Source organism: Bacillus sp. JNUCC-21, assembly GCF_041222765.1.
In the GTDB taxonomy this organism is placed as follows: Bacteria; Bacillota; Bacilli; order Bacillales; family Bacillaceae; genus Bacillus; species Bacillus velezensis.
Genome location: NZ_CP166019.1, coordinates 3,393,447 through 3,411,051, shown reverse-complemented (window position 1 = coordinate 3,411,051; position 17,605 = coordinate 3,393,447). Strand labels below are relative to the sequence as shown.

The following is a 17,605-nucleotide window of genomic DNA, read 5'->3' as shown; positions in this document are numbered from 1 at the left end:
ACTCTCCCGAGGGACGGGGTCATTGGGACATTCCCTTTGTTCCGAAATCCCTGATGGCGACTTTGACTTTGTATTCAATATCCGATTCACTGAAATGATGATCCCAGTCAGAGGATATCTTTTTCCATTTATCGGGATAATGAATCCGGACTTGATCGCCTAACCCGGTAATATCCACTTTCAACTCATGCTGCATGTAATCAATGAATGCCATGACATCTGAATGAATGCTGCGTTTTACCGCGTTTTTGATTTCATTTATATAAGACTCCTTGAAAGAATCTTCTTTCGGGTTCCAATCCTCAGACAGACGGCCTTCAACAAACCGGGTTACGATAAACTTGAATTTTCCATTTTTATATTTTGTTTTTACATTATATTTGCTGGAAAATACTTCGAAGGATAAATAATGATTGTCATGCTTTGCAAACGTGACGCCTCCCTTTACCGTGCCTGTGAACAGGTTCATATTCTGGACTTGTAAAGGCGTTAAATTCGCATACCAGAATTTATTTTTAATAATGGTAGCGCCCCAGATTTCCAGTCTGCTGCCCACTTGGCGCACTTGAGGAAGGGCAAAGGTCTCGCCCTTGGCGATTTTCTCTGATATTTCCCCCAATGTCACGGGCGCCATCATCCGGATGGTGACCGAATTATTCTCCGTTAAGTCATAGATCGTATTTGACGCAGGTTCTCCTTGGTCACTGATTTTGAAAATATCTTTCGTTTTATCCGGCACCGTCATCACATTGCAGCTTCTTCTCGTACCGTTGTCCCTGATAAATTGGTTCATTAATGCGTCAAGCGGGATGTCGTCCTTTAACAGCGCCTCGGAAAACAGCATGATACGCAAGTGCTGGGAGAAAGCGGGGTGATTTTTTAATGATGCCGTTCGTAAGGCTTGATGGACGGTTTCTCCGGAAGTGGAAGTCACCTTTGTCGTGTCGCTCCCTGACGACGACTGCTGGGAACTTGCTTTTTGCGGAACCAGAATCTGCTGCGTCACTTCCACGTTTTCTTCCTCGGGTTTATCGAGCCCGACGCCGATAACGAGACTCAAATCTTCTATATTGCGGCTGTCCCAGCATCCGGCTAAAAGCAATGTGCAAAGAATGATTACGATATATTTCTTCATTGCGCTTTTTTCACCTTCCTTTTCACAGCGACGACTGCAAACATCAGTAAAGGCAGCAAAAAGAAAACCAAGAAGATATAGCCTAGAATATCACTGAACAGCATCAGCTTGTTAGCGTCTTTGGGCATCAATGATCCGAAGAATGTCGCAATGCCTACGAAAATGATGCCCTTTTTGTGCTTCAGCCCGAAAATTTTATTAAGACCCGATGTCGCGAAATATCCGTACGATACATAGGTGGCGAAAAATTGGATAATCCAGACGGCAAGCAAAAAAGACTCGAATCTTTCGATAAAAAGCCCTTTGATTTCAAATGATTGAAAAAGCGCAATCGTAGGCCAGATCATTGTTTTGACATCCTGGGTGGTTAAGGCGCCGACGACGAGCACGTAGGTAATGATGTATAAAATAATCGGGATGCCAAAGCCCATGGCCGACATACGGAACGTGTGCTTTTTATTTTTGATGTGCTCAGGGAGAAACAGCATAATCTCAATTCCTAAGAATGAAACAGAAACGACGGTCAAGGAAGCCATAACGGGAGAAAACCCCTGTCCAAGCACCGGCCGCAGGTTGTCGATATCAAATATTTTAAAGCTGAAGGAAAACACCACCAGCAAAATAATAATGGTAATCGTTAAATAGAAAGGAAAGAGCCTGCCGATATCGCTCATGCCGCCGATAATCAAATAAACGGAACAGGCGATAAAGATAAACAGCGTAACCGGCACAGGCGTTCTTTCCAATAAAAAGAATTTGACCATTTCCGCCATCGCCCGGGCTTCGAAGCTGGCGACTCCTATAAAATAGAGACAGATCATAAGATTGACGATATTTCCCGCCCATTTGCCGAGGCCTTCGTTCATATAATCAAACAATGATCCGTACTGATGCTTTTTCATAATGAGCGTATTGAGATAAATCAAAAAGATAAAGATGACGCCTTCCAGACATAATGCAATCCAGCCGTCCGGCGAATTCGCCCTTGATGACAGCGACCGCGGCATGGTAAGGAGTCCCGCCCCGAGCATCGTGTTGGAAATCAATGCCGTCCCTTGATAGCTTGTAAGCTTATTGAGAGTTGTTTTCTGGCTCATTTACGTTTTTCGCCTCTTTTGGTTGATTTTTAATAGGGAGACGGAGAATAGAGTCGTTTGCGTTTTTTAAGCTGAAAAATCCATTCGGCGAGAAATACGGAGAACCGAAGCTTCGCTGTCTCGATAAATGAGTGTAGATCGCCAGCATAAATAAAATCATGCCGTACAGCCCGAAAGCTGCGGCGGTAAACATCGAAATGAAACGGAGCACACGGAATGACAGACCCATCCCGTACTGCGGCACCGTAAATGAAGCAAGCGCGACAATGCTGACCACGATGACCATGATGGAGCTGACAATATTCGCTTCAACGGCCGCCTGGCCGATGACGACTCCGCCCACCAATCCGATCGTCTGGCCGAGCGGGCTGGGAAGCCTCAAGCCCGCTTCTCTCAGCAGCTCTATCGTAATTTCCATTACCATCGCTTCAATGATAGGCGGGAAGGGAACGTTTTCTCTGTTCGCCGCGATGGTGACTGCAAGCGATGTCGGCAGCAGCCCTTGGTGAAACGAAACGAGGGCGATATAAATGGACGAAAAAAACAGCGTAATAAAAATAGACGTAAACCGCAGCACCCGGATGAGCGAGGCGGAAATCCACCGTTCATAATAATCATCGGGAGACTGCATTAAAATTCCTAAAGAAGCCGGAACCACCAGCGCAAACGGCGAGTTGTCGACAAGGATGGCGACGCGGCCGTTGAACAAGGCGGAAGAGACTTTATCAGGCCGTTCCGTATTTTGTATTTGCGGAAAGGGCGAATACTTATTATCCTCAATAAGCTCCTCAAGCGTTCCGGAATCCTGGATGTCGTCCATCTTCACTTCGCTGAGGCGCTTTACAACATCGCTGACGACAGACGGGTCCGCCTTATCATCTATGTACATGACCGTGGCGTATTTTAACTTATTTTCTCCGATCGGAACCTTTTTCGTTTTCAGCTTCGGATGGTTCGTGCGCTGCCTGATCATGGCGACGTTTGTATCAGAATCTTCTATGAAGGCGATTTTCGGACCTCTTACGACCTTTTCGGATGTGGGTTCATTCACGCTTCTTTTTTCTCTTTTTCCCGTAGACAAAATGTATACGCTGTCAAGTCCGTTAATAAACACGGCGCATTTTCCCCGCAGAATGGAGATGACGGCTTCCTTCGACGTAAAGACCGGACGGGCGTCGATCTTATCAAGACGTCTCGTCACCGTATCCAGCGTCAGAGTGTCTTCCTCCTGAAGCAGCGTTTCAATCGCCTCTTTTATTTTGTCTTCGTCGTTCATTTCACTCAGATACATATAATAAAAAACAAGCCCGTTCGGAAGCATCTTTTTATTTTGAACCAGGTCATCATTCTGCTCTACGTGGGGAAGCACCAGTGCCAGATTAACGTGTATATATTCCTTGAATTCCGATTGCGCCATCGACAGTCACCCGCCTTCCAATCCTTAATTGAGGTTATCTTTTCCTGTTAAAAAAATGATATACTATGATAAAGTATTTAATGGTACAAGTTTTTTTATGAAAGCGGAGGAGAGATGTGGCACAAGTCAGACTGGCAGGAAATGCCGAAGAAATTGAACAGCTCATCAAATCATTTGAAGCGCATTACGAAGTGGCTTACACGTCGAAAGAATACCGTAAAACAAATCCGAAGTATAAATACTCTAAGGATTCGCGCGTCTATCTTGAGCTGAAATTAAAAACGGCCAAGGCCGAAAAATAAAAAGGGTTTCATCTGTTACTGGCGAATAATACTCAGGGTGAAGCAACTGTTATGGAGGGATACATAAATGGACTACAGAATTGAAAAAGACACCATGGGAGAAGTTAAAGTTCCGGCAGATAAATTTTGGGGCGCTCAGACACAGCGCAGCAAAGAGAACTTCAAAATCGGTTCAGAAAAAATGCCTCAGCGTGTTGTGAAGGCGTTTGCAATATTGAAAAGAAGCACAGCGATCGCCAACGAACGCCTCGGCAACTTAGAGTCTGAAAAAGCACAGGCGATTGCCGCTGTATGTGACGATGTTTTAAACGGCAAATACGACGATAACTTTCCGCTCGTTGTCTGGCAGACGGGAAGCGGCACGCAAAGCAACATGAACATGAATGAAGTGGTGGCCAACCGCGCGACTGCTTTATTGAAAGAAAAAAATTCCGAGCTGAAGATTCATCCGAATGATGACGTCAACCGCAGCCAAAGCTCAAACGATACATTCCCGACGGCGATGCACGTTGCGGCGGTTCTTGCCGTATATGAGCAGCTCGTTCCGGCGCTTGATCAGCTGCGCGCGACGCTTGATGAAAAAGCGAAAGCTTATCAGGATATTGTGAAAATCGGACGCACGCATTTGCAGGACGCCACTCCGCTGACGCTCGGACAGGAAATCAGCGGCTGGGTATACATGCTTGACCGTTCGAAAGAAATGATTCTTGAGTCAACGGAAAAAATCCGCGCGCTTGCCATCGGAGGCACGGCAGTCGGCACGGGAATCAACGCCCACCCGCAGTTCGGTGAATTCGTCGCGGAAGAAATCACAAAAGTAACGGGGCAGACATTCAAGAGTTCGCCTAACAAATTCCACGCGCTCACAAGTCATGATGAAATCACTCACGTTCACGGCGCGTTAAAAGCATTGGCTGCCGACCTGATGAAGATTGCCAACGATGTCAGATGGCTGGCAAGCGGCCCGCGCTGCGGAATCGGCGAAATCGTCATTCCTGAAAATGAGCCGGGAAGCTCTATCATGCCGGGCAAAGTCAACCCGACGCAAAGTGAGGCGCTGACAATGATCGCCGCGCAAGTGATGGGAAATGACGCGACAATCGGATTTGCGGCCAGCCAAGGAAACTTCGAGCTGAATGTCTTCAAACCGGTTATCATTTATAACTTCCTGCAGACCGTGCAGCTGCTCAGTGACGGAATGAATTCCTTCCATGACAAATGCGCTGTCGGTATTGAGCCGAACCAAGAGACGATTCAGGAAAATCTCTCTAACTCATTAATGCTTGTTACGGCGCTTAACCCGCACATCGGTTATGAAAACGCCGCGAAAATCGCCAAGCTTGCCCACAAAGAAGGCCTGACGCTGAAAGAAGCGGCATTACAGCTGAACCTTTTGACAGAAGAACAATTTAATGAAATGGTGCGTCCGGAAGATATGGTGCACCCGAAAGCATAAAAAGAAAGAACGGCTGCAGTCATTGCGGCCGTTCTTCTAAATAAACTGCTGTTTCAGTAAAAATCTGAGCTGTTCTGCATCTTCAGCCAGCAGGTCGGATTCCTTCAAATTCAAAATCATTCCTTTGATGATTGCCGGTTTCGGCGACTTTTTCTTCATTTCCGCTTCCAGAATATCCAAGCTCTCGGTGAATTCAGATGCTTGCGTCTTGTCCATCGTGCCGATGCGCGTGCGGAGGGTCTGCAAGATCGATTGGCTTAAAGGATCGGGCTGCCCGTTATGAAGGGGGCCAAACAGTGAGCTTGCCTCATCAAGAGAAATAAACGCTACATCATGTCTGTCCGCCATTCCGTTTACGATGTCATCAATTCTGTGAATCACGGTATTTGCCAAAAGCGAAGGCTGTACGGACCGGCCGGTCAGAATGAGATATTCAAGATACATCTGACTGATTCCTTCTATTAAAAAACAAAGCTCGGCTGTGTATGGTTCAACTTTTTCTCCGTAAATCGCAAGAAGACTGTCGATATGAAACTGCAGGATCGACCGGCGGATTCTCTTTCCGCACTGCGCCGCTTCTTCGGTATAAGGAAGTGAACCGTCTTTCATCTGCACGGTAATAAAATCCTGATGGGCGAGAATCGATTCGTAAAACACCGCAAGCTGTTTTTGGTAAGCGGCTCTCGGACTGTCACCCTCCGTTTGGATCGTCGTGATTCGGGTAAACGTTTTATCATAGTAGTAATTCAGCATGGATAGAAGCAGTGCTTCTTTGGAAGGAAAGTAAAGATAAAAAGCGCCTTTTGAGATTTTGCATTCATCGGCGATTTCCTGAACCGATGTAGATTTGTACCCTTTTCGGGCAAACAGTTTAATTGCTGCTTCAATGATCAGCTTTTCTTTTTCCTTCAATGGTTCCACCCTTTCGGAGCCAGGAGGCTGGCTTGTGCTTCTCATGTATGACTATATGGTCATATTGATATTCCGTAAATTTAACCTGATTGTAACTTGTTTTTTTGTTTTGTTTTATTTATATTATAAAGTGAGCTGACCGAATGGTCAAAGTTCTGGCGAAAGGGTGAATCTGAAAATGAAAGAATTAGATGAAATGATCAGCCGCTTGCGAAACAGAGGAATTAAAGTCGAAAAGGTGAAATATCCGAAAAAGACAATTTGTGAAAAGAAATGGGTTCATCAATGCCAAAAACCGCTGAAAGCAAACTACAGAGATTTTAACGGCTATTCCTTCACATAAAAAAAGACTGCAATGAAACACTACAGTCTACTTTGGTATGATAATTCGGTAGATTACACCCGATTGGTCATTTTCAATTGAAATTGATGCTTTATGCAGGGTTAAAATCCGTTTTACGATGCTGAGTCCTATGCCGAACTCGCCTTTCTTCCCTTTATTAAAAGGCTCGTACAAGCTGGATAGCATCTCATCCTCAATCGGAGGCCCGTCATTTTTAACCGTCATGACAATCTGCTGCTGATTTTGGCTGATCCGAATGTGAATCGCCGTTTCTGCATAGCGGATTTGATTTTCGAGAATGTTTTCAAGAAGTTTGCTCCATTGCTCCGGATCACCGGGCATCATTAATGCATCTTCTGTTTCAACGGTCCACGATAATTCCTTCCGGGCCCATTTGAGCCGTTCAATGACTTCTTCCGTGACCTTCACAATGTCAAATGTCTCATGGTGCACCCGCTGCTTCATTAAATAATCAAGCTTCGTTAAATATAATAAATCCTTAATTTTCTTCTCGAGTTTTTCTGCTTCGCCTTCAATGACATCAATTGTGGTTTCCAGATCCCCCTTAGGAAAAATCCCGTCCTTTATTGATTGAGTATAGCCCCTTATCACCATGACAGGCGTTTTTAAATCATGAGAGATATTTTGCAGGAGCGTTCTTTCCGTTTCATCCTTTTGCACCAGCTTGCTCCGCATGTCTTCAATGGTATGGCCTAATTTTCCGATTTCGTCTTTTCTGTCGACGATGACCGGATCATCCCAATCCTGTTTTGAAATCCGTTTGACATGCTTTTCTAAGGAAACGAGCGGGCGCGAGAGATATTTGGCAAGCCAAATCGCCGGAATCCAGCTTAACAAAATCACGCCGGCAATGATAAAGAGCAGCTGCTTGAACAGGGTGAATGCCAGATCATCACGATAAGAATCAAGGGCGTAAGACAGCATCATCGCATCCTGGCCGTTAATGGTGAGGCCTTTTTTAATGACGAAAAATACTTTTTCACCGCTGATATCCGCGCTGTATCGTTTCGTGACGCTGTGCTGGCGGCCCGCGAGCTTGTACACCTTATGGATAAAGGAAGAAGAAAAGTAGTTCAAGTCTTTGTCACTGGCCGATTCCTCCCGTTCCGGCAGAAGAACGTGCTGAACGGATCGGAAAGTCGTCGGCGCGGTCGCATCCTCGCTGTAATATCCCCGCTCGATCGATCCGGGCAGCCGGTACTCCGTCAGTACATGCTGTTCATTTTCAATGGTCGTATACGTTTCATCCGTGAAAAAATTACGCAGCGTATTTGAGAACAGCACGAGAAGCAGAATCGAAATGGCTAAGAGGATGCCTGAAATGACCACCCATATTTGAAAAGCAAGAGGCTTATTTTTCATGACGTCATCATCCTGTAGCCGAATCCGTAAATGGTTTCAACCTTTAACCCGGGCATTTTTTTCCGCAGCCTCCGCACAAGATCATCGACCACCCGGTCAGTGCCGAAATAATCATGGCCCCATATTTTCAGCAGGATATCTTCTCTGGAAAAGGGGTGTCCTTTATGGTGAAGAAATAAAAGCAGCAGATCAAATTCCTTAGACGTCAAATTGACCAGGCTGCCGGTTTCATCATAAACCTCTCGGGCATCTTCGATCACATTGTAGGAAGAAACGGTGATGCCGGTTTTCTTTGCGGCGGGCTGTTCTTTATACACGAGCTCGAGCAGTTTCTGGACCCGTATAATAAGTTCTCTCGGCAAAAAGGGCTTGGCGATATAATCATTGCTTCCGAGCTCCAACCCGAGGACTCTGTCAATATCCGCATCCCGCGCGGAAATGAAAATAACCGGCACATCGGGATCTTTTTCTTTTATTTCTTTTATCAATGTATAGCCGTCCGTATCCGGAAGCATGATGTCAAGAATCCACAAGTGGGGAGACGGCTGCATCTGCTTTCTGGCATCTTCGCCTTTTGTGAAAGATGTAATGTTCCAGCCTTCATTCTCTAAATATTTTGTGAGCAGTTCATTCAGGTTATCCTCATCTTCAACTAGATAAATGGTGTATGACAAGGCATTTCACATCCTTTCAACGTCATTATACTAGTTTTAACACACTCAAGCCGCATTTTCATAATTTCACATATTCTTTTCATTTTTATCCCACAATGTTTGTTTATGATGTGTATAAGGGAAGAAAGGAAGAAAAAAAGCGGGGAAGATAACATGTTCAAACACATTTTGTTTTGGAGCTTTGCTTTTCTCCTTATTATTGGGACAATAGAACTTGTACATGCGATGAATATGTAATCGATAGAATGAAAACATGCTGAAGGAGTGTGCGTGAATATGAATGATCATCGAGATGACGGCAGAAGCCGCGATCAGTCAGATCTTTCACATACGGAACAAAACAGAAATGAACAGCAGCAGATCAGCCATCAGGAGCCGGAGCTACTCGAAGGGCCCGTCTCGAAAGAAGCGGAAAACGAGACGGCGGCCGGTACGGAATTTGAAAAAACGGCTGCCGTGAAAAAAGAAAAAAAACGGAGAGCCGCTTGGCTGAGCCCGATTTTAGGCGGCATTATCGGCGGCGGCCTCGTGCTTGGCATTGTGCCAAACCTGCCGGGTGAGCAGCATAAGACAGAAGCCGTTTCTGATACGAAACAAGTTCAGTCTTCGAATTTTACGTCAACGCCTTTGAAAAATACCTCAAGTGTAGCGGATATGGTAGAAGATTTGGAGCCTGCGATTGTCGGAGTGTCCAACTACCAAGCTTCGCAAAGCAGCCAGTTCGGACTTGACGGCGGTTCAAGCTCTGAAACGGAGAGCGGCACGGGGTCAGGCGTCATCTTCAAAAAAGACGGCGAAAAAGCGTACATCATTACAAACAATCATGTCGTAGAAGGTGCGAACAAACTGTCGGTCACTCTTTACAATGGGAAAACCGAAACGGCAAAGCTTGTCGGAAAGGATGCCATCAGTGACTTGGCTGTATTGGAAATCAGCTCGTCCAATGTCAAAAAAGCGGCCAGCTTCGGGGATTCCTCCAAGCTCCGCATTGCCGATAAAGTGATTGCCATCGGCAACCCGCTCGGCCAGCAGTTTTCCGGCACCGTCACACAAGGTGTCATCAGCGGGCTGAACAGAACGGTAGACGCCGATACATCCCAAGGCACAGTGGAAATGAACGTGATTCAGACGGATGCGGCGATTAACCCCGGAAACAGCGGCGGCCCGTTAATCAACTCAAGCGGCCAAGTTATCGGGATCAACAGCATGAAAGTCAGTGAAAACGGCGTGGAGTCACTCGGCTTTGCCATTCCGAGCAATGATGTAGAACCGATAGTCGACCAGCTGCTTGCAAAAGGAAAAGTCGAGCGCCCATTTTTAGGTGTGCAGATGATTGACATGGCGCAAGTGCCGGAAACCTATCAGGAAAACACGCTCGGACTGTTCGGCGACCAGCTGTCTAAGGGTGTTTACGTAAAAGAAGTGCAATCCGGCTCACCGGCTGCGAAAGCGGGCATTAAATCCAATGACGTCATTGTACAATTGAACGGCAAAGATGTCGGCAGCAGCGCCGATATCAGACAGATCTTATATAATCAGCTGAAAATCGGAGATAAAACGACTGTTCAAGTGCTCAGAAGCGGAAGCAAAAAGACGCTGAACGTCACATTAACGAAACAAACCGAAAGCGCAAGCTGAACGCATAAAAAAAGCTGAACCTTCAACTGAGGTTCAGCTTTTTTTCGTCATTCTCCCAAGTAGGCTGACAGCATCCACACATGCTTGTCCGCTTCTTCAACTAATCCGACAAACAGGTCGGCAGTTGACGGGTCATTTTGTTCCTCGGCGATGCCGATGACAAATTTTGATTCGCGGCTGATTTGTTTATAGTCTTGAACCAGTGATTCCACCATTTCAGCAGCCGTTTTTTCCTGGCCTTCATCCGTAATGGAAGCTTGTTCAAGGTAAGTGTGCAAAGTCGCCGCAGGCTGTCCGCCGATGGCCAGAAGACGCTCTGCGATGGCATCCGCCGTTTCCGCCGCTTCGTTATACAGTTCTTCAAATTTTTCATGAAGCGTAAAGAAATGAGGGCCTTTTACGTACCAATGGAAGCGGTGCAGTTTAGAGTAAAGGATAAACCAGTTTGATAATTGTGTGTTCATTGATTTCTCAACAAGAGTTTCAGTTTTTTTCGCGTTTTGTGTATTCATATTCATCGTCCTCCCTGTGATCTGTTAATTTAATTGTACCACATATCAATTAAAAATCAATACTAAATTATAATTATTATAATTTAGTTTAAGTGAACAGCTTTTTCTTTATAATCGATTCCCAGGCGGACCACGGAAAGAGTGAGCGGAAAGCCAATGTCAGCTTAACGCCCCTGCCGATCGGATACCGCAGTTTCTTCAGCCGTTTCCTTTGTGCCAATTGATAAATCAGCTCCGCTACGTCATCAGGATCGCCGCTTTTGGATGCGTTGGCTTTGAAGTAAGCTTCGATTTGCTGATAATAGCGGTAATAAGGCGAATCTTTGCCGGGTGCCGTAAGATGATTGGAGAGAGACGTCTCCCAAATAGACGTTTTATAGGAGCCCGGTTCTATTAAAGCGGCATCAATCCCTAAAGGCAGCAGTTCGAGGCGCAGACACTCTGTAAACCCTTCAACCGCGAACTTGGAAGAGACATACGGAGATAGAGCCGGGAAACCGGTCAGTCCGCTGATACTGCTGATATTGAAGATTTTCGCCCCGCCATGTTTTCGCATATAAGGCAGCACGGTTTTTGTGACGTGAATCAGACCGACTACATTCGTTTCATACTGCTGTCTGTAATGTTCCATCAGCACATCTTCAATAAATCCCCCGTACGCAGTGCCGGCGTTATTGACGAGCAGGTCAACCGGTCCGAAACCGCTGATGGTGTTCCCGAAGTCAGACACCGACTGCTCATTTGTCACATCTAAAGAAACGACCGTAACATGTTCGGATGCACCCGCTTGAGCGGCGGCCTCTTTCAGTATTTCAGCTTTCTCCGGCTGTCTGGCTGTTGCGATGACGTGATAAGACCGGGCGAGCCTCAGCGCTGTCAGCAGCCCGAATCCGCTCGTCGCGCCGGTTACAATGGCAATTTTTCTGTTCATCTTATAATCCTCCCCGTTTGTTCTTATCTCATAGTGTATAACATCTCGCGGAAAGAAGGAGAAATCGTTCGGAAATATGTCAGAATTGTTTTATAATGGAGTCAGCTTCGGATAGAAAGGGGTAAAGAAAAGATGGCATTAGAGGGATTGAAGGAAACATGGGATTTAAACTCCATTTTTGAGGGCGGGAGCCGGTCGGAAGAGTTTCAGCAATACATACAAGAGCTCAAAAAGCATCTAAGCGCTTTTCAACATGCGGTTGAAGCGTTTACGGTTCCGACGCATGCGGATGAAAGCCGGGAGATGATCAATCTGATTGATAGGTTTGAACGGTCAGCGATCATGATCAGGCAGGCGGGAGCGTTCGTCGGCTGTCTTCAGGCTCAGAACACTCATGATCAGAAAGCGAATGAATGGAGGGCGCGGATCAATCAGCTGAGCAGTGATTTTAAATCCGCTCTGGTCACCCTTGACGATACACTTGCCCGGATTGACGAGCCGGTCTGGGAGGAGCTGCTGCAAAAACCGGAACTTCAGGATCTCACATATGTTTTAAATGAGAGAAGAGATCGTGTCAAAGAGAAGCTCAGCGCTTCAGAAGAAAGGCTGATTGAAGGCCTGGCCGTTGACGGCTATCACGCATGGGGCGACCTGTATAATGCGGCTGTCGGCAGAATGAAGATTCCGTTTGAGGATAAAGAGCTGTCGGTCGGCCAAGCGGAAAATATGATGGCGCACCCGGACCGCCGCATCAGACATCAAGTGTTCAAAGAGCTTAATGAAGCGTGGAAAGGAGAAGAGGAGCTTTTCGGCAGCACGCTGAACCATCTGGCCGGCTTCCGCACGGAAATCTATAAAGCGCGGGGCTGGAAAAGCGCTTTGGAAGAGCCGCTTGCGATCAACCGGATGAAAAAAGAAACGCTGGATGTCATGTGGCAGGTCATTACCGATCATAAAAAGCCTTTTGCCGAATACCTGAATCGAAAGGCGTCTCTTTTAGGGCTTGAGCGGCTGAACTGGTATGATGTGGACGCGCCGATCGGCGAGGCTCCGAAAGAATATACATATGATGAAGCGGCCAATCTGATCGTCAGCCAATTTTCGACGTTTGGCAAAAAGCTGTCCGCATTTACGGAAAAAGCGTTCCGTGATCGGTGGATAGAAGCGGAAGACCGCAGCGGCAAACGGGTCGGCGGTTTCTGCACCAGCTTTCCCGACAGCGGAGAATCCCGGATTTTTATGACGTTTTCCGGAAGCGCTTCGAATGTATCGACGCTGGCGCATGAGCTCGGTCACGCGTTCCATCAGGAGGCCATGCTTCAAGTGCGGCAGCTGAACAGAGCCTACGCCATGAATGTGGCTGAAACAGCCTCGACCTTTGCGGAAATGATCGTCGCCGACGCCGCTTTGAAACAAGCGGCGACAAAGGATGAAAAGGTGTTCTTGCTTGAAGATAAAATTCAAAGAAGCGTAGCCATGTTTATGAATATTCATGCGAGATTTTTATTTGAAACGCGTTTTTATGAAGAGCGGAAGCAGGGCGTCGTTCCGGCTGAGAAACTGAATGAACTGATGGAAGCGGCGCAGAAAGAAGCGTTTTGCGATTCATTAGGGGAATACCACCCTCATTTCTGGGCGTCAAAACTGCATTTTCATATTACGGGAGTGCCGTTTTACAACTTTCCGTATACGTTCGGTTATTTATTTTCGCTTGGAATATATGCAAGAGCTCTTCGGGAAAAAGCGGATTTTGAAGAAAAATATATCGCGCTTTTGTGTGACACGGCTTCGATGACTGTTGAGGATTTGGCGATGAAGCACCTTGGAGCGGATCTGACGGAACGGTCGTTTTGGGAAGACGCGGTCCGCCTTGCCGTACAGGATGTGCAGGAATTTTTAGAGCTGACTGAATGATAATCTTGAGATGAACCGGCCGGAGTGTTACCGCTCCGGTTCTTTTTTGTTTAATGAATGACAGCCGCATTCCTTGGAAATACCTAAAAACGATCGGAATGGAATGGGAGTGAATCGCATGAAATGGTTCAGGACGGCGGGCGTTTTATGTCTTACGCTGATGCTGATTGCCGGCTGCCGATTGAATGAAGAAAAACGGGAAGCGGAACAAGACAGCACACCCGTGTCATCCGCGAAGCCGGTTCCTTACAGCAGCTTTGCCCTTCGCGTCAGCTACGGAGCCGGGGAGCATAACCGCTATGAAGGTTTGTATGAGAGAAAAGGCGGTCATGAAAAGGCGGACATCCGGGACAAGCTCTCAGGGGTTCACAGAGAGGGCGAGGAAGCGCTTGATGAAATGAAGATGATCCTCGGAGAACTTGCCGTAAACAGCCGGATGCAGGAAAGCGAGGTCGTCCGGCAGGTGCTCTCGGCTTTTAATTTGGACAGCCGCTATGACCATTTTTATCTGAAACTGAAAAAGAACGATGGAGAAATGACGGAAATAAAAAAATAACCGCCGTCCGCTGCTTTTTTGCCCAAAACTAATTGATAATGATATTCAGAGTCATTAATTTCTGTTACAATATAATCATGATCTCACGTTGAATGTTTAGGCAATTTGTTTATATACATAGTGTTGGGAAACTCAAAAAAGGAGCGGTTAGCGGTATGAGTGCAATTTCTACAGAGACGCTGAGCTTAGGGTACGGAGAAACTGTTATCATTGACGAATTGGATGTCGCGATTCCAAAAGGCGAAATCACTGTATTGATCGGAAGCAACGGCTGCGGAAAATCGACGCTTTTACGTTCATTGGCCCGGCTGATGAAACCGAGGGGCGGTTCTGTGCTTTTAGAAGGAAAAGCCATCGCTAAGCTTCCGACGAAGGAAGTGGCAAGAGAGCTCGCTATTTTGCCGCAGAGTCCGTCAGCTCCCGAAGGCCTGACGGTGCATCAGCTTGTGAAGCAGGGAAGATACCCTTATCAAAGCTGGCTGAAGCAATGGTCCAAAGAGGACGAAGACGCAGTGGCAAAAGCGCTTAAAGCGACGAAGCTTGAGGAAATGGCCGACCGTCCTGTGGATTCCTTGTCAGGCGGACAGCGCCAGCGCGCATGGATTGCGATGACACTCGCTCAGGATACGGATATCATTCTGCTTGATGAGCCGACAACTTATCTCGACATGACGCATCAAATTGAAATTCTTGATTTGCTGTTTGAATTAAATGAAAAAGAAAAACGCACAATCGTCATGGTGCTGCACGACCTCAATCTGGCATGCCGTTATGCCCATTATCTGGTCGCCATTAAGGATAAACAGATTTACGCAGAGGGCCGTCCCGAAGAAGTCATCACTTGCGAGCTTGTACAGCAGGTCTTTGCGATGAACTGCCAGGTAACGCAAGATCCGCTGTTCGGCACGCCGCTTTGCATTCCGCACGGACGCGGCAGATGTATCGTGCAGGAAGCGGCCCTCACCGCCCGATTGTCATAGTCATGAAAAAGGGAAGGGAACGGTATGGAAGAGAAACTGCAGCAGCAGCTGGACGGCCTGCTTGAGAAATACACGGAACTATTGCTTGGCGAAACAAACCCGGATGTAAAGGAAGAAGTCAGGCAGTGGATTTTGTATACACATATCGCAAAAAGCATGCCTCCGCTCGTCAAACATTGGAATCAATCCTACCCGGACGCCAAAGAGGGCATCAAAGCTGCGATACAGCATATTAAACAGCTCAATGAAGCACACAGAAAAAAACAATAAAAAGCTTTCGGCATCAAAGAGAGGTGCCGGAAGCTTTTTTTGCTGAAAATGAATCAATAAAGGCGCCATTCAATTCATAGCGAAGAACTTTAGTATAACTAACGCACCCGTTTGTTAACGTATATGTCTTCCGCTTGCTGAACCAAGAAAAAAGGACCGCCGCAGCAATCCCTTTCTCTCTTTCCTATATATCACATTTCCTTTCGGATACGTAATAACTCTTCAAATGCTTTTATATTTGTATCAAAATTGGGCACTGTTTGAGATTCTTCGGCACATTTGACTTGTGCTTCAACCAAATCATGAAAAGGTGTTGGAATTCCAGTACCTTCTGCCATTTTGGGAATAACTCCATTAATATAATCAATTTCAGTTTTGCGTTTTTTCTCAAGATCCTGAAGCATACTTGCTCTTAGCAGCCTGGATGGTTCCATGGCTGACCTAAATGTTTGGATACGTTCAGGAATATCATTTTCACTTCTTAATTCCAAAGATTCTAAATCAAGGCCGCCCATTTTCGCAAATTTGACACCATTGGCGTGTCCAACCTTAATCGTCTCATCTGCGATATGGACTGCACTAACAATGCCGATTTCATGGTCAAGAATGTCTCCGTATTCTCCGTTTAATGCTGCTGATAAACCACTGAATGCATTATTGATAAGTAATTTTGACCACTTCGTTCCAACTAAATTATCGGAAATATGTGTTCCGCCGATAAGGTCTAAAACCGATTTAATACGCTGGATTCTTTCTGTTGTTTCACCATGTAATTCTCCAATTTGAAAAGCGTACTCTTTAAATTGAGTATACTCAGTTGTAAGTCTGGATACGCCCGGCTCAATAAACGTAGCACCAAATTCAACAGAACCTGCAATAACACGTTCATCACCAACGATCGAAGCAACTTTCTGTTCAGGTATACCGTTTTGCAAGGAACATACTACACTGTCATCCTTTAAAAAAGGCAGCAACTCTTTAAGAATGGAGTCATTATATAATTGTTTCGTCAGAAGTAATATTAAATCATACTTGCCTGACTTGTTTTCAGGGGTAATGGTTTTCACCTTTGCTTGAAATTCCGTTGTACCAACTACTTTAGCACCTATTTGATTTAGAGTATCTACATGTTCTTTGTACGAATCAATCAATTCGACATCCATTCCGCCAGCAGACAGATATGCTCCAACTATGGTTCCTAAAGAACCTGCTCCTAAAACTGCAATTCTCATTGTAAACGCTCCTTATTTTTCCTCTAAGTAGTTATAAACCGGCTGTGCTGCATTTAAGGTTAAATCTGTAAGGATATGAGATGCTGAAACGACTTCTAATACAGGCAAATCTGCAAGAGGTGCCAGAGCATGTTCAAATAATTGAAGCCGCGCCGGTCCAGCCCAGGCACCTTTAACTTCTATATTCGTTATTTGCGTTCGCACCAAATCACAAACCCTTAAATCACCATTGTAATCAGTAGCAATCTTAACCATAAAATTAGGTCGGCAAATTTCTCTTTTCGCTTTTTCCTTGTCCATTTCGAAATGTTTATATCCCATAGTCGCAGTTGCCACACGAAGACTGCCATAATCCAATGTGCCAACAAGAGTATCAGAGTCTATATACAGCTTAGGGGCACCCAATTTCTTTGGATATGCAGTAAGTTCCCGTCCGCTTGCAATAGCCGGGAAATTGTCAACATACATAGAATGTACATAATCTCCTTCTTCACCATTAAAGCTGACAGGGATGACTTGTCCTGCCTCTGTATAGGCGCCAAGTCCGGAAACATCGGGCATCCACATCACTTCGAATTTCACTAAAGGTTCAGTAATTTCAAGAGGTTCTGGCACTGCCGCACGTAAAGCTTTTTCATCCGTTCGGTAAATAATATTAAGATATTCCCGGTTAACAAATTTATAGGTTGGCACGGGGTAAGCAGGTGATGTTAAAGGTGTGTTTAAATTTTTAACAATGTTATTCACATCAATTTTCATAGTATGAGACCCCTTTCTTTTTCTTTTTTATGTTTTTTCAATTTAACTATGCTATTATCTTACATTCGCATTTACATTTAATCCAATACATAAT

General features: G+C 45.7%; 17 protein-coding genes and 1 pseudogene. 8 read left to right on the top strand and 10 right to left on the bottom strand.

Annotated elements, in window-relative coordinates; genetic code table 11:
- Positions 1-19: 19 nt before the first annotated feature.
- The 3 genes from JNUCC21_RS17335 to JNUCC21_RS17325 are packed head-to-tail and all read right to left on the bottom strand — an operon-like array spanning position 20 to position 3,649.
- Positions 20-1,135 (bottom strand): Ger(x)C family spore germination protein, encoded by a 1,116-nt coding sequence (locus JNUCC21_RS17335; protein WP_369878360.1) that lies wholly within the window; start codon positions 1,133-1,135, stop codon positions 20-22.
- The gene (locus JNUCC21_RS17330) at positions 1,132-2,232 is read right to left on the bottom strand and encodes a spore germination protein (RefSeq protein ID WP_061047093.1); all 1,101 of its coding nucleotides are present in this window, start codon (positions 2,230-2,232) and stop codon (positions 1,132-1,134) included. The genes JNUCC21_RS17335 and JNUCC21_RS17330 overlap by 4 nt, the downstream gene beginning before the upstream one ends.
- The gene (locus tag JNUCC21_RS17325; RefSeq protein WP_063094414.1) at positions 2,207-3,649 is read right to left on the bottom strand and encodes a spore germination protein; all 1,443 of its coding nucleotides are present in this window, start codon (positions 3,647-3,649) and stop codon (positions 2,207-2,209) included. Before JNUCC21_RS17325 ends, JNUCC21_RS17330 begins: the two co-directional genes overlap by 26 nt.
- A 116-nt stretch (positions 3,650-3,765) precedes the next feature.
- Here JNUCC21_RS17325 and JNUCC21_RS17320 point away from each other — a divergent pair, with 116 nt between their 5' ends.
- Together JNUCC21_RS17320 and fumC are read left to right on the top strand one after the other, a co-directional pair.
- Positions 3,766-3,951 (top strand): YvzF family protein, encoded by a 186-nt coding sequence (locus tag JNUCC21_RS17320; RefSeq protein WP_003151806.1) that lies wholly within the window; start codon positions 3,766-3,768, stop codon positions 3,949-3,951.
- A 67-nt stretch (positions 3,952-4,018) separates the two neighbouring features.
- Complete coding sequence (fumC, locus tag JNUCC21_RS17315; protein ID WP_007410064.1) at positions 4,019-5,407, top strand: class II fumarate hydratase; 1,389 nt, start codon at positions 4,019-4,021, stop codon at positions 5,405-5,407.
- Positions 5,408-5,443: 36 nt separating this feature from the next.
- Here fumC and JNUCC21_RS17310 read toward each other — a convergent pair whose 3' ends face one another.
- A complete protein-coding gene (locus JNUCC21_RS17310) occupies positions 5,444-6,319 on the bottom strand; it encodes a TetR/AcrR family transcriptional regulator (protein WP_369878359.1) in 876 nt (291 codons plus the stop codon).
- Between the two features lie 178 nt (positions 6,320-6,497).
- Between JNUCC21_RS17310 and spxO the strand changes: the two genes are divergently transcribed.
- Entirely contained in the window at positions 6,498-6,662 is a 165-nt protein-coding gene (gene spxO / locus JNUCC21_RS17305) for an anti-adapter protein SpxO (protein WP_003151811.1), read from the top strand.
- A 27-nt stretch (positions 6,663-6,689) separates the two neighbouring features.
- On the opposite strand, the gene JNUCC21_RS17300 is transcribed toward spxO, so the two are convergent.
- Together JNUCC21_RS17300 and JNUCC21_RS17295 are read right to left on the bottom strand one after the other, a co-directional pair.
- Positions 6,690-8,045, bottom strand: coding sequence for a cell wall metabolism sensor histidine kinase WalK (locus tag JNUCC21_RS17300; RefSeq protein ID WP_007410068.1), 1,356 nt, complete (start codon positions 8,043-8,045; stop codon positions 6,690-6,692).
- Entirely contained in the window at positions 8,042-8,719 is a 678-nt protein-coding gene (locus JNUCC21_RS17295) for a response regulator transcription factor (RefSeq protein WP_007410069.1), read from the bottom strand. The genes JNUCC21_RS17300 and JNUCC21_RS17295 overlap by 4 nt, the downstream gene beginning before the upstream one ends.
- Before the next feature lie 276 nt (positions 8,720-8,995).
- On the opposite strand from JNUCC21_RS17295, the gene JNUCC21_RS17290 reads away from it, so the two are divergent.
- Positions 8,996-10,357, top strand: coding sequence for a S1C family serine protease (locus JNUCC21_RS17290; RefSeq protein ID WP_025285242.1), 1,362 nt, complete (start codon positions 8,996-8,998; stop codon positions 10,355-10,357).
- A gap of 47 nt (positions 10,358-10,404) precedes the next feature.
- On the opposite strand, the gene JNUCC21_RS17285 is transcribed toward JNUCC21_RS17290, so the two are convergent.
- Both JNUCC21_RS17285 and JNUCC21_RS17280 read right to left on the bottom strand, forming a co-directional pair.
- Entirely contained in the window at positions 10,405-10,869 is a 465-nt protein-coding gene (locus tag JNUCC21_RS17285) for a Dps family protein (protein ID WP_038459773.1), read from the bottom strand.
- Positions 10,870-10,957: 88 nt separating this feature from the next.
- Complete coding sequence (locus JNUCC21_RS17280; protein WP_150941404.1) at positions 10,958-11,800, bottom strand: oxidoreductase; 843 nt, start codon at positions 11,798-11,800, stop codon at positions 10,958-10,960.
- Positions 11,801-11,932: 132 nt separating this feature from the next.
- Here JNUCC21_RS17280 and JNUCC21_RS17275 point away from each other — a divergent pair, with 132 nt between their 5' ends.
- The 4 genes and pseudogenes from JNUCC21_RS17275 to JNUCC21_RS17260 all read left to right on the top strand — a co-directional run bounded on the left by JNUCC21_RS17275 (position 11,933) and on the right by JNUCC21_RS17260 (position 15,520).
- A complete protein-coding gene (locus tag JNUCC21_RS17275; protein WP_150941403.1) occupies positions 11,933-13,714 on the top strand; it encodes a M3 family oligoendopeptidase in 1,782 nt (593 codons plus the stop codon).
- A gap of 118 nt (positions 13,715-13,832) precedes the next feature.
- On the top strand, positions 13,833-14,270 hold the full coding sequence (locus JNUCC21_RS17270) for a YusW family protein (RefSeq protein WP_076851275.1): 438 nt from the start codon (positions 13,833-13,835) through the stop codon (positions 14,268-14,270).
- A 155-nt stretch (positions 14,271-14,425) separates the two neighbouring features.
- Complete coding sequence (locus JNUCC21_RS17265) at positions 14,426-15,250, top strand: ABC transporter ATP-binding protein (RefSeq protein WP_012118397.1); 825 nt, start codon at positions 14,426-14,428, stop codon at positions 15,248-15,250.
- Positions 15,208-15,520: pseudogene (locus JNUCC21_RS17260) on the top strand (YusU family protein). Before JNUCC21_RS17265 ends, JNUCC21_RS17260 begins: the two are co-directional and overlap by 43 nt.
- Positions 15,521-15,711: 191 nt before the next feature.
- Here JNUCC21_RS17260 and JNUCC21_RS17255 read toward each other — a convergent pair.
- The gene (locus JNUCC21_RS17255) at positions 15,712-16,752 is read right to left on the bottom strand and encodes a ketopantoate reductase family protein (RefSeq protein WP_150941402.1); all 1,041 of its coding nucleotides are present in this window, start codon (positions 16,750-16,752) and stop codon (positions 15,712-15,714) included.
- Positions 16,753-16,764: 12 nt separating this feature from the next.
- Positions 16,765-17,511: an acetoacetate decarboxylase gene (locus JNUCC21_RS17250; RefSeq protein ID WP_150941401.1), complete on the bottom strand. Its 747-nt coding sequence runs from the start codon at positions 17,509-17,511 to the stop codon at positions 16,765-16,767.
- Positions 17,512-17,605 lie beyond the last annotated feature (94 nt).

Excerpts from the sequence above, each read along its gene's own strand:
- JNUCC21_RS17335 (WP_369878360.1), bottom strand. The coding sequence starts at position 1,135 with ATGAAGAAATATATCGTAATCATTCTTTGCACATTGCTTTTAGCCGGA.
- JNUCC21_RS17330 (WP_061047093.1), bottom strand. The coding sequence starts at position 2,232 with ATGAGCCAGAAAACAACTCTCAATAAGCTTACAAGCTATCAAGGGACG.
- JNUCC21_RS17325 (WP_063094414.1), bottom strand. The coding sequence starts at position 3,649 with ATGGCGCAATCGGAATTCAAGGAATATATACACGTTAATCTGGCACTG.
- fumC (WP_007410064.1), top strand. The coding sequence starts at position 4,019 with ATGGACTACAGAATTGAAAAAGACACCATGGGAGAAGTTAAAGTTCCG.
- spxO (WP_003151811.1), top strand. The coding sequence starts at position 6,498 with ATGAAAGAATTAGATGAAATGATCAGCCGCTTGCGAAACAGAGGAATT.
- JNUCC21_RS17300 (WP_007410068.1), bottom strand. The coding sequence starts at position 8,045 with ATGAAAAATAAGCCTCTTGCTTTTCAAATATGGGTGGTCATTTCAGGC.
- JNUCC21_RS17290 (WP_025285242.1), top strand. The coding sequence starts at position 8,996 with ATGAATGATCATCGAGATGACGGCAGAAGCCGCGATCAGTCAGATCTT.
- JNUCC21_RS17285 (WP_038459773.1), bottom strand. The coding sequence starts at position 10,869 with ATGAATACACAAAACGCGAAAAAAACTGAAACTCTTGTTGAGAAATCA.
- JNUCC21_RS17280 (WP_150941404.1), bottom strand. The coding sequence starts at position 11,800 with ATGAACAGAAAAATTGCCATTGTAACCGGCGCGACGAGCGGATTCGGG.
- JNUCC21_RS17275 (WP_150941403.1), top strand. The coding sequence starts at position 11,933 with ATGGCATTAGAGGGATTGAAGGAAACATGGGATTTAAACTCCATTTTT.
- JNUCC21_RS17270 (WP_076851275.1), top strand. The coding sequence starts at position 13,833 with ATGAAATGGTTCAGGACGGCGGGCGTTTTATGTCTTACGCTGATGCTG.
- JNUCC21_RS17265 (WP_012118397.1), top strand. The coding sequence starts at position 14,426 with ATGAGTGCAATTTCTACAGAGACGCTGAGCTTAGGGTACGGAGAAACT.
- JNUCC21_RS17255 (WP_150941402.1), bottom strand. The coding sequence starts at position 16,752 with ATGAGAATTGCAGTTTTAGGAGCAGGTTCTTTAGGAACCATAGTTGGA.
- JNUCC21_RS17250 (WP_150941401.1), bottom strand. The coding sequence starts at position 17,511 with ATGAAAATTGATGTGAATAACATTGTTAAAAATTTAAACACACCTTTA.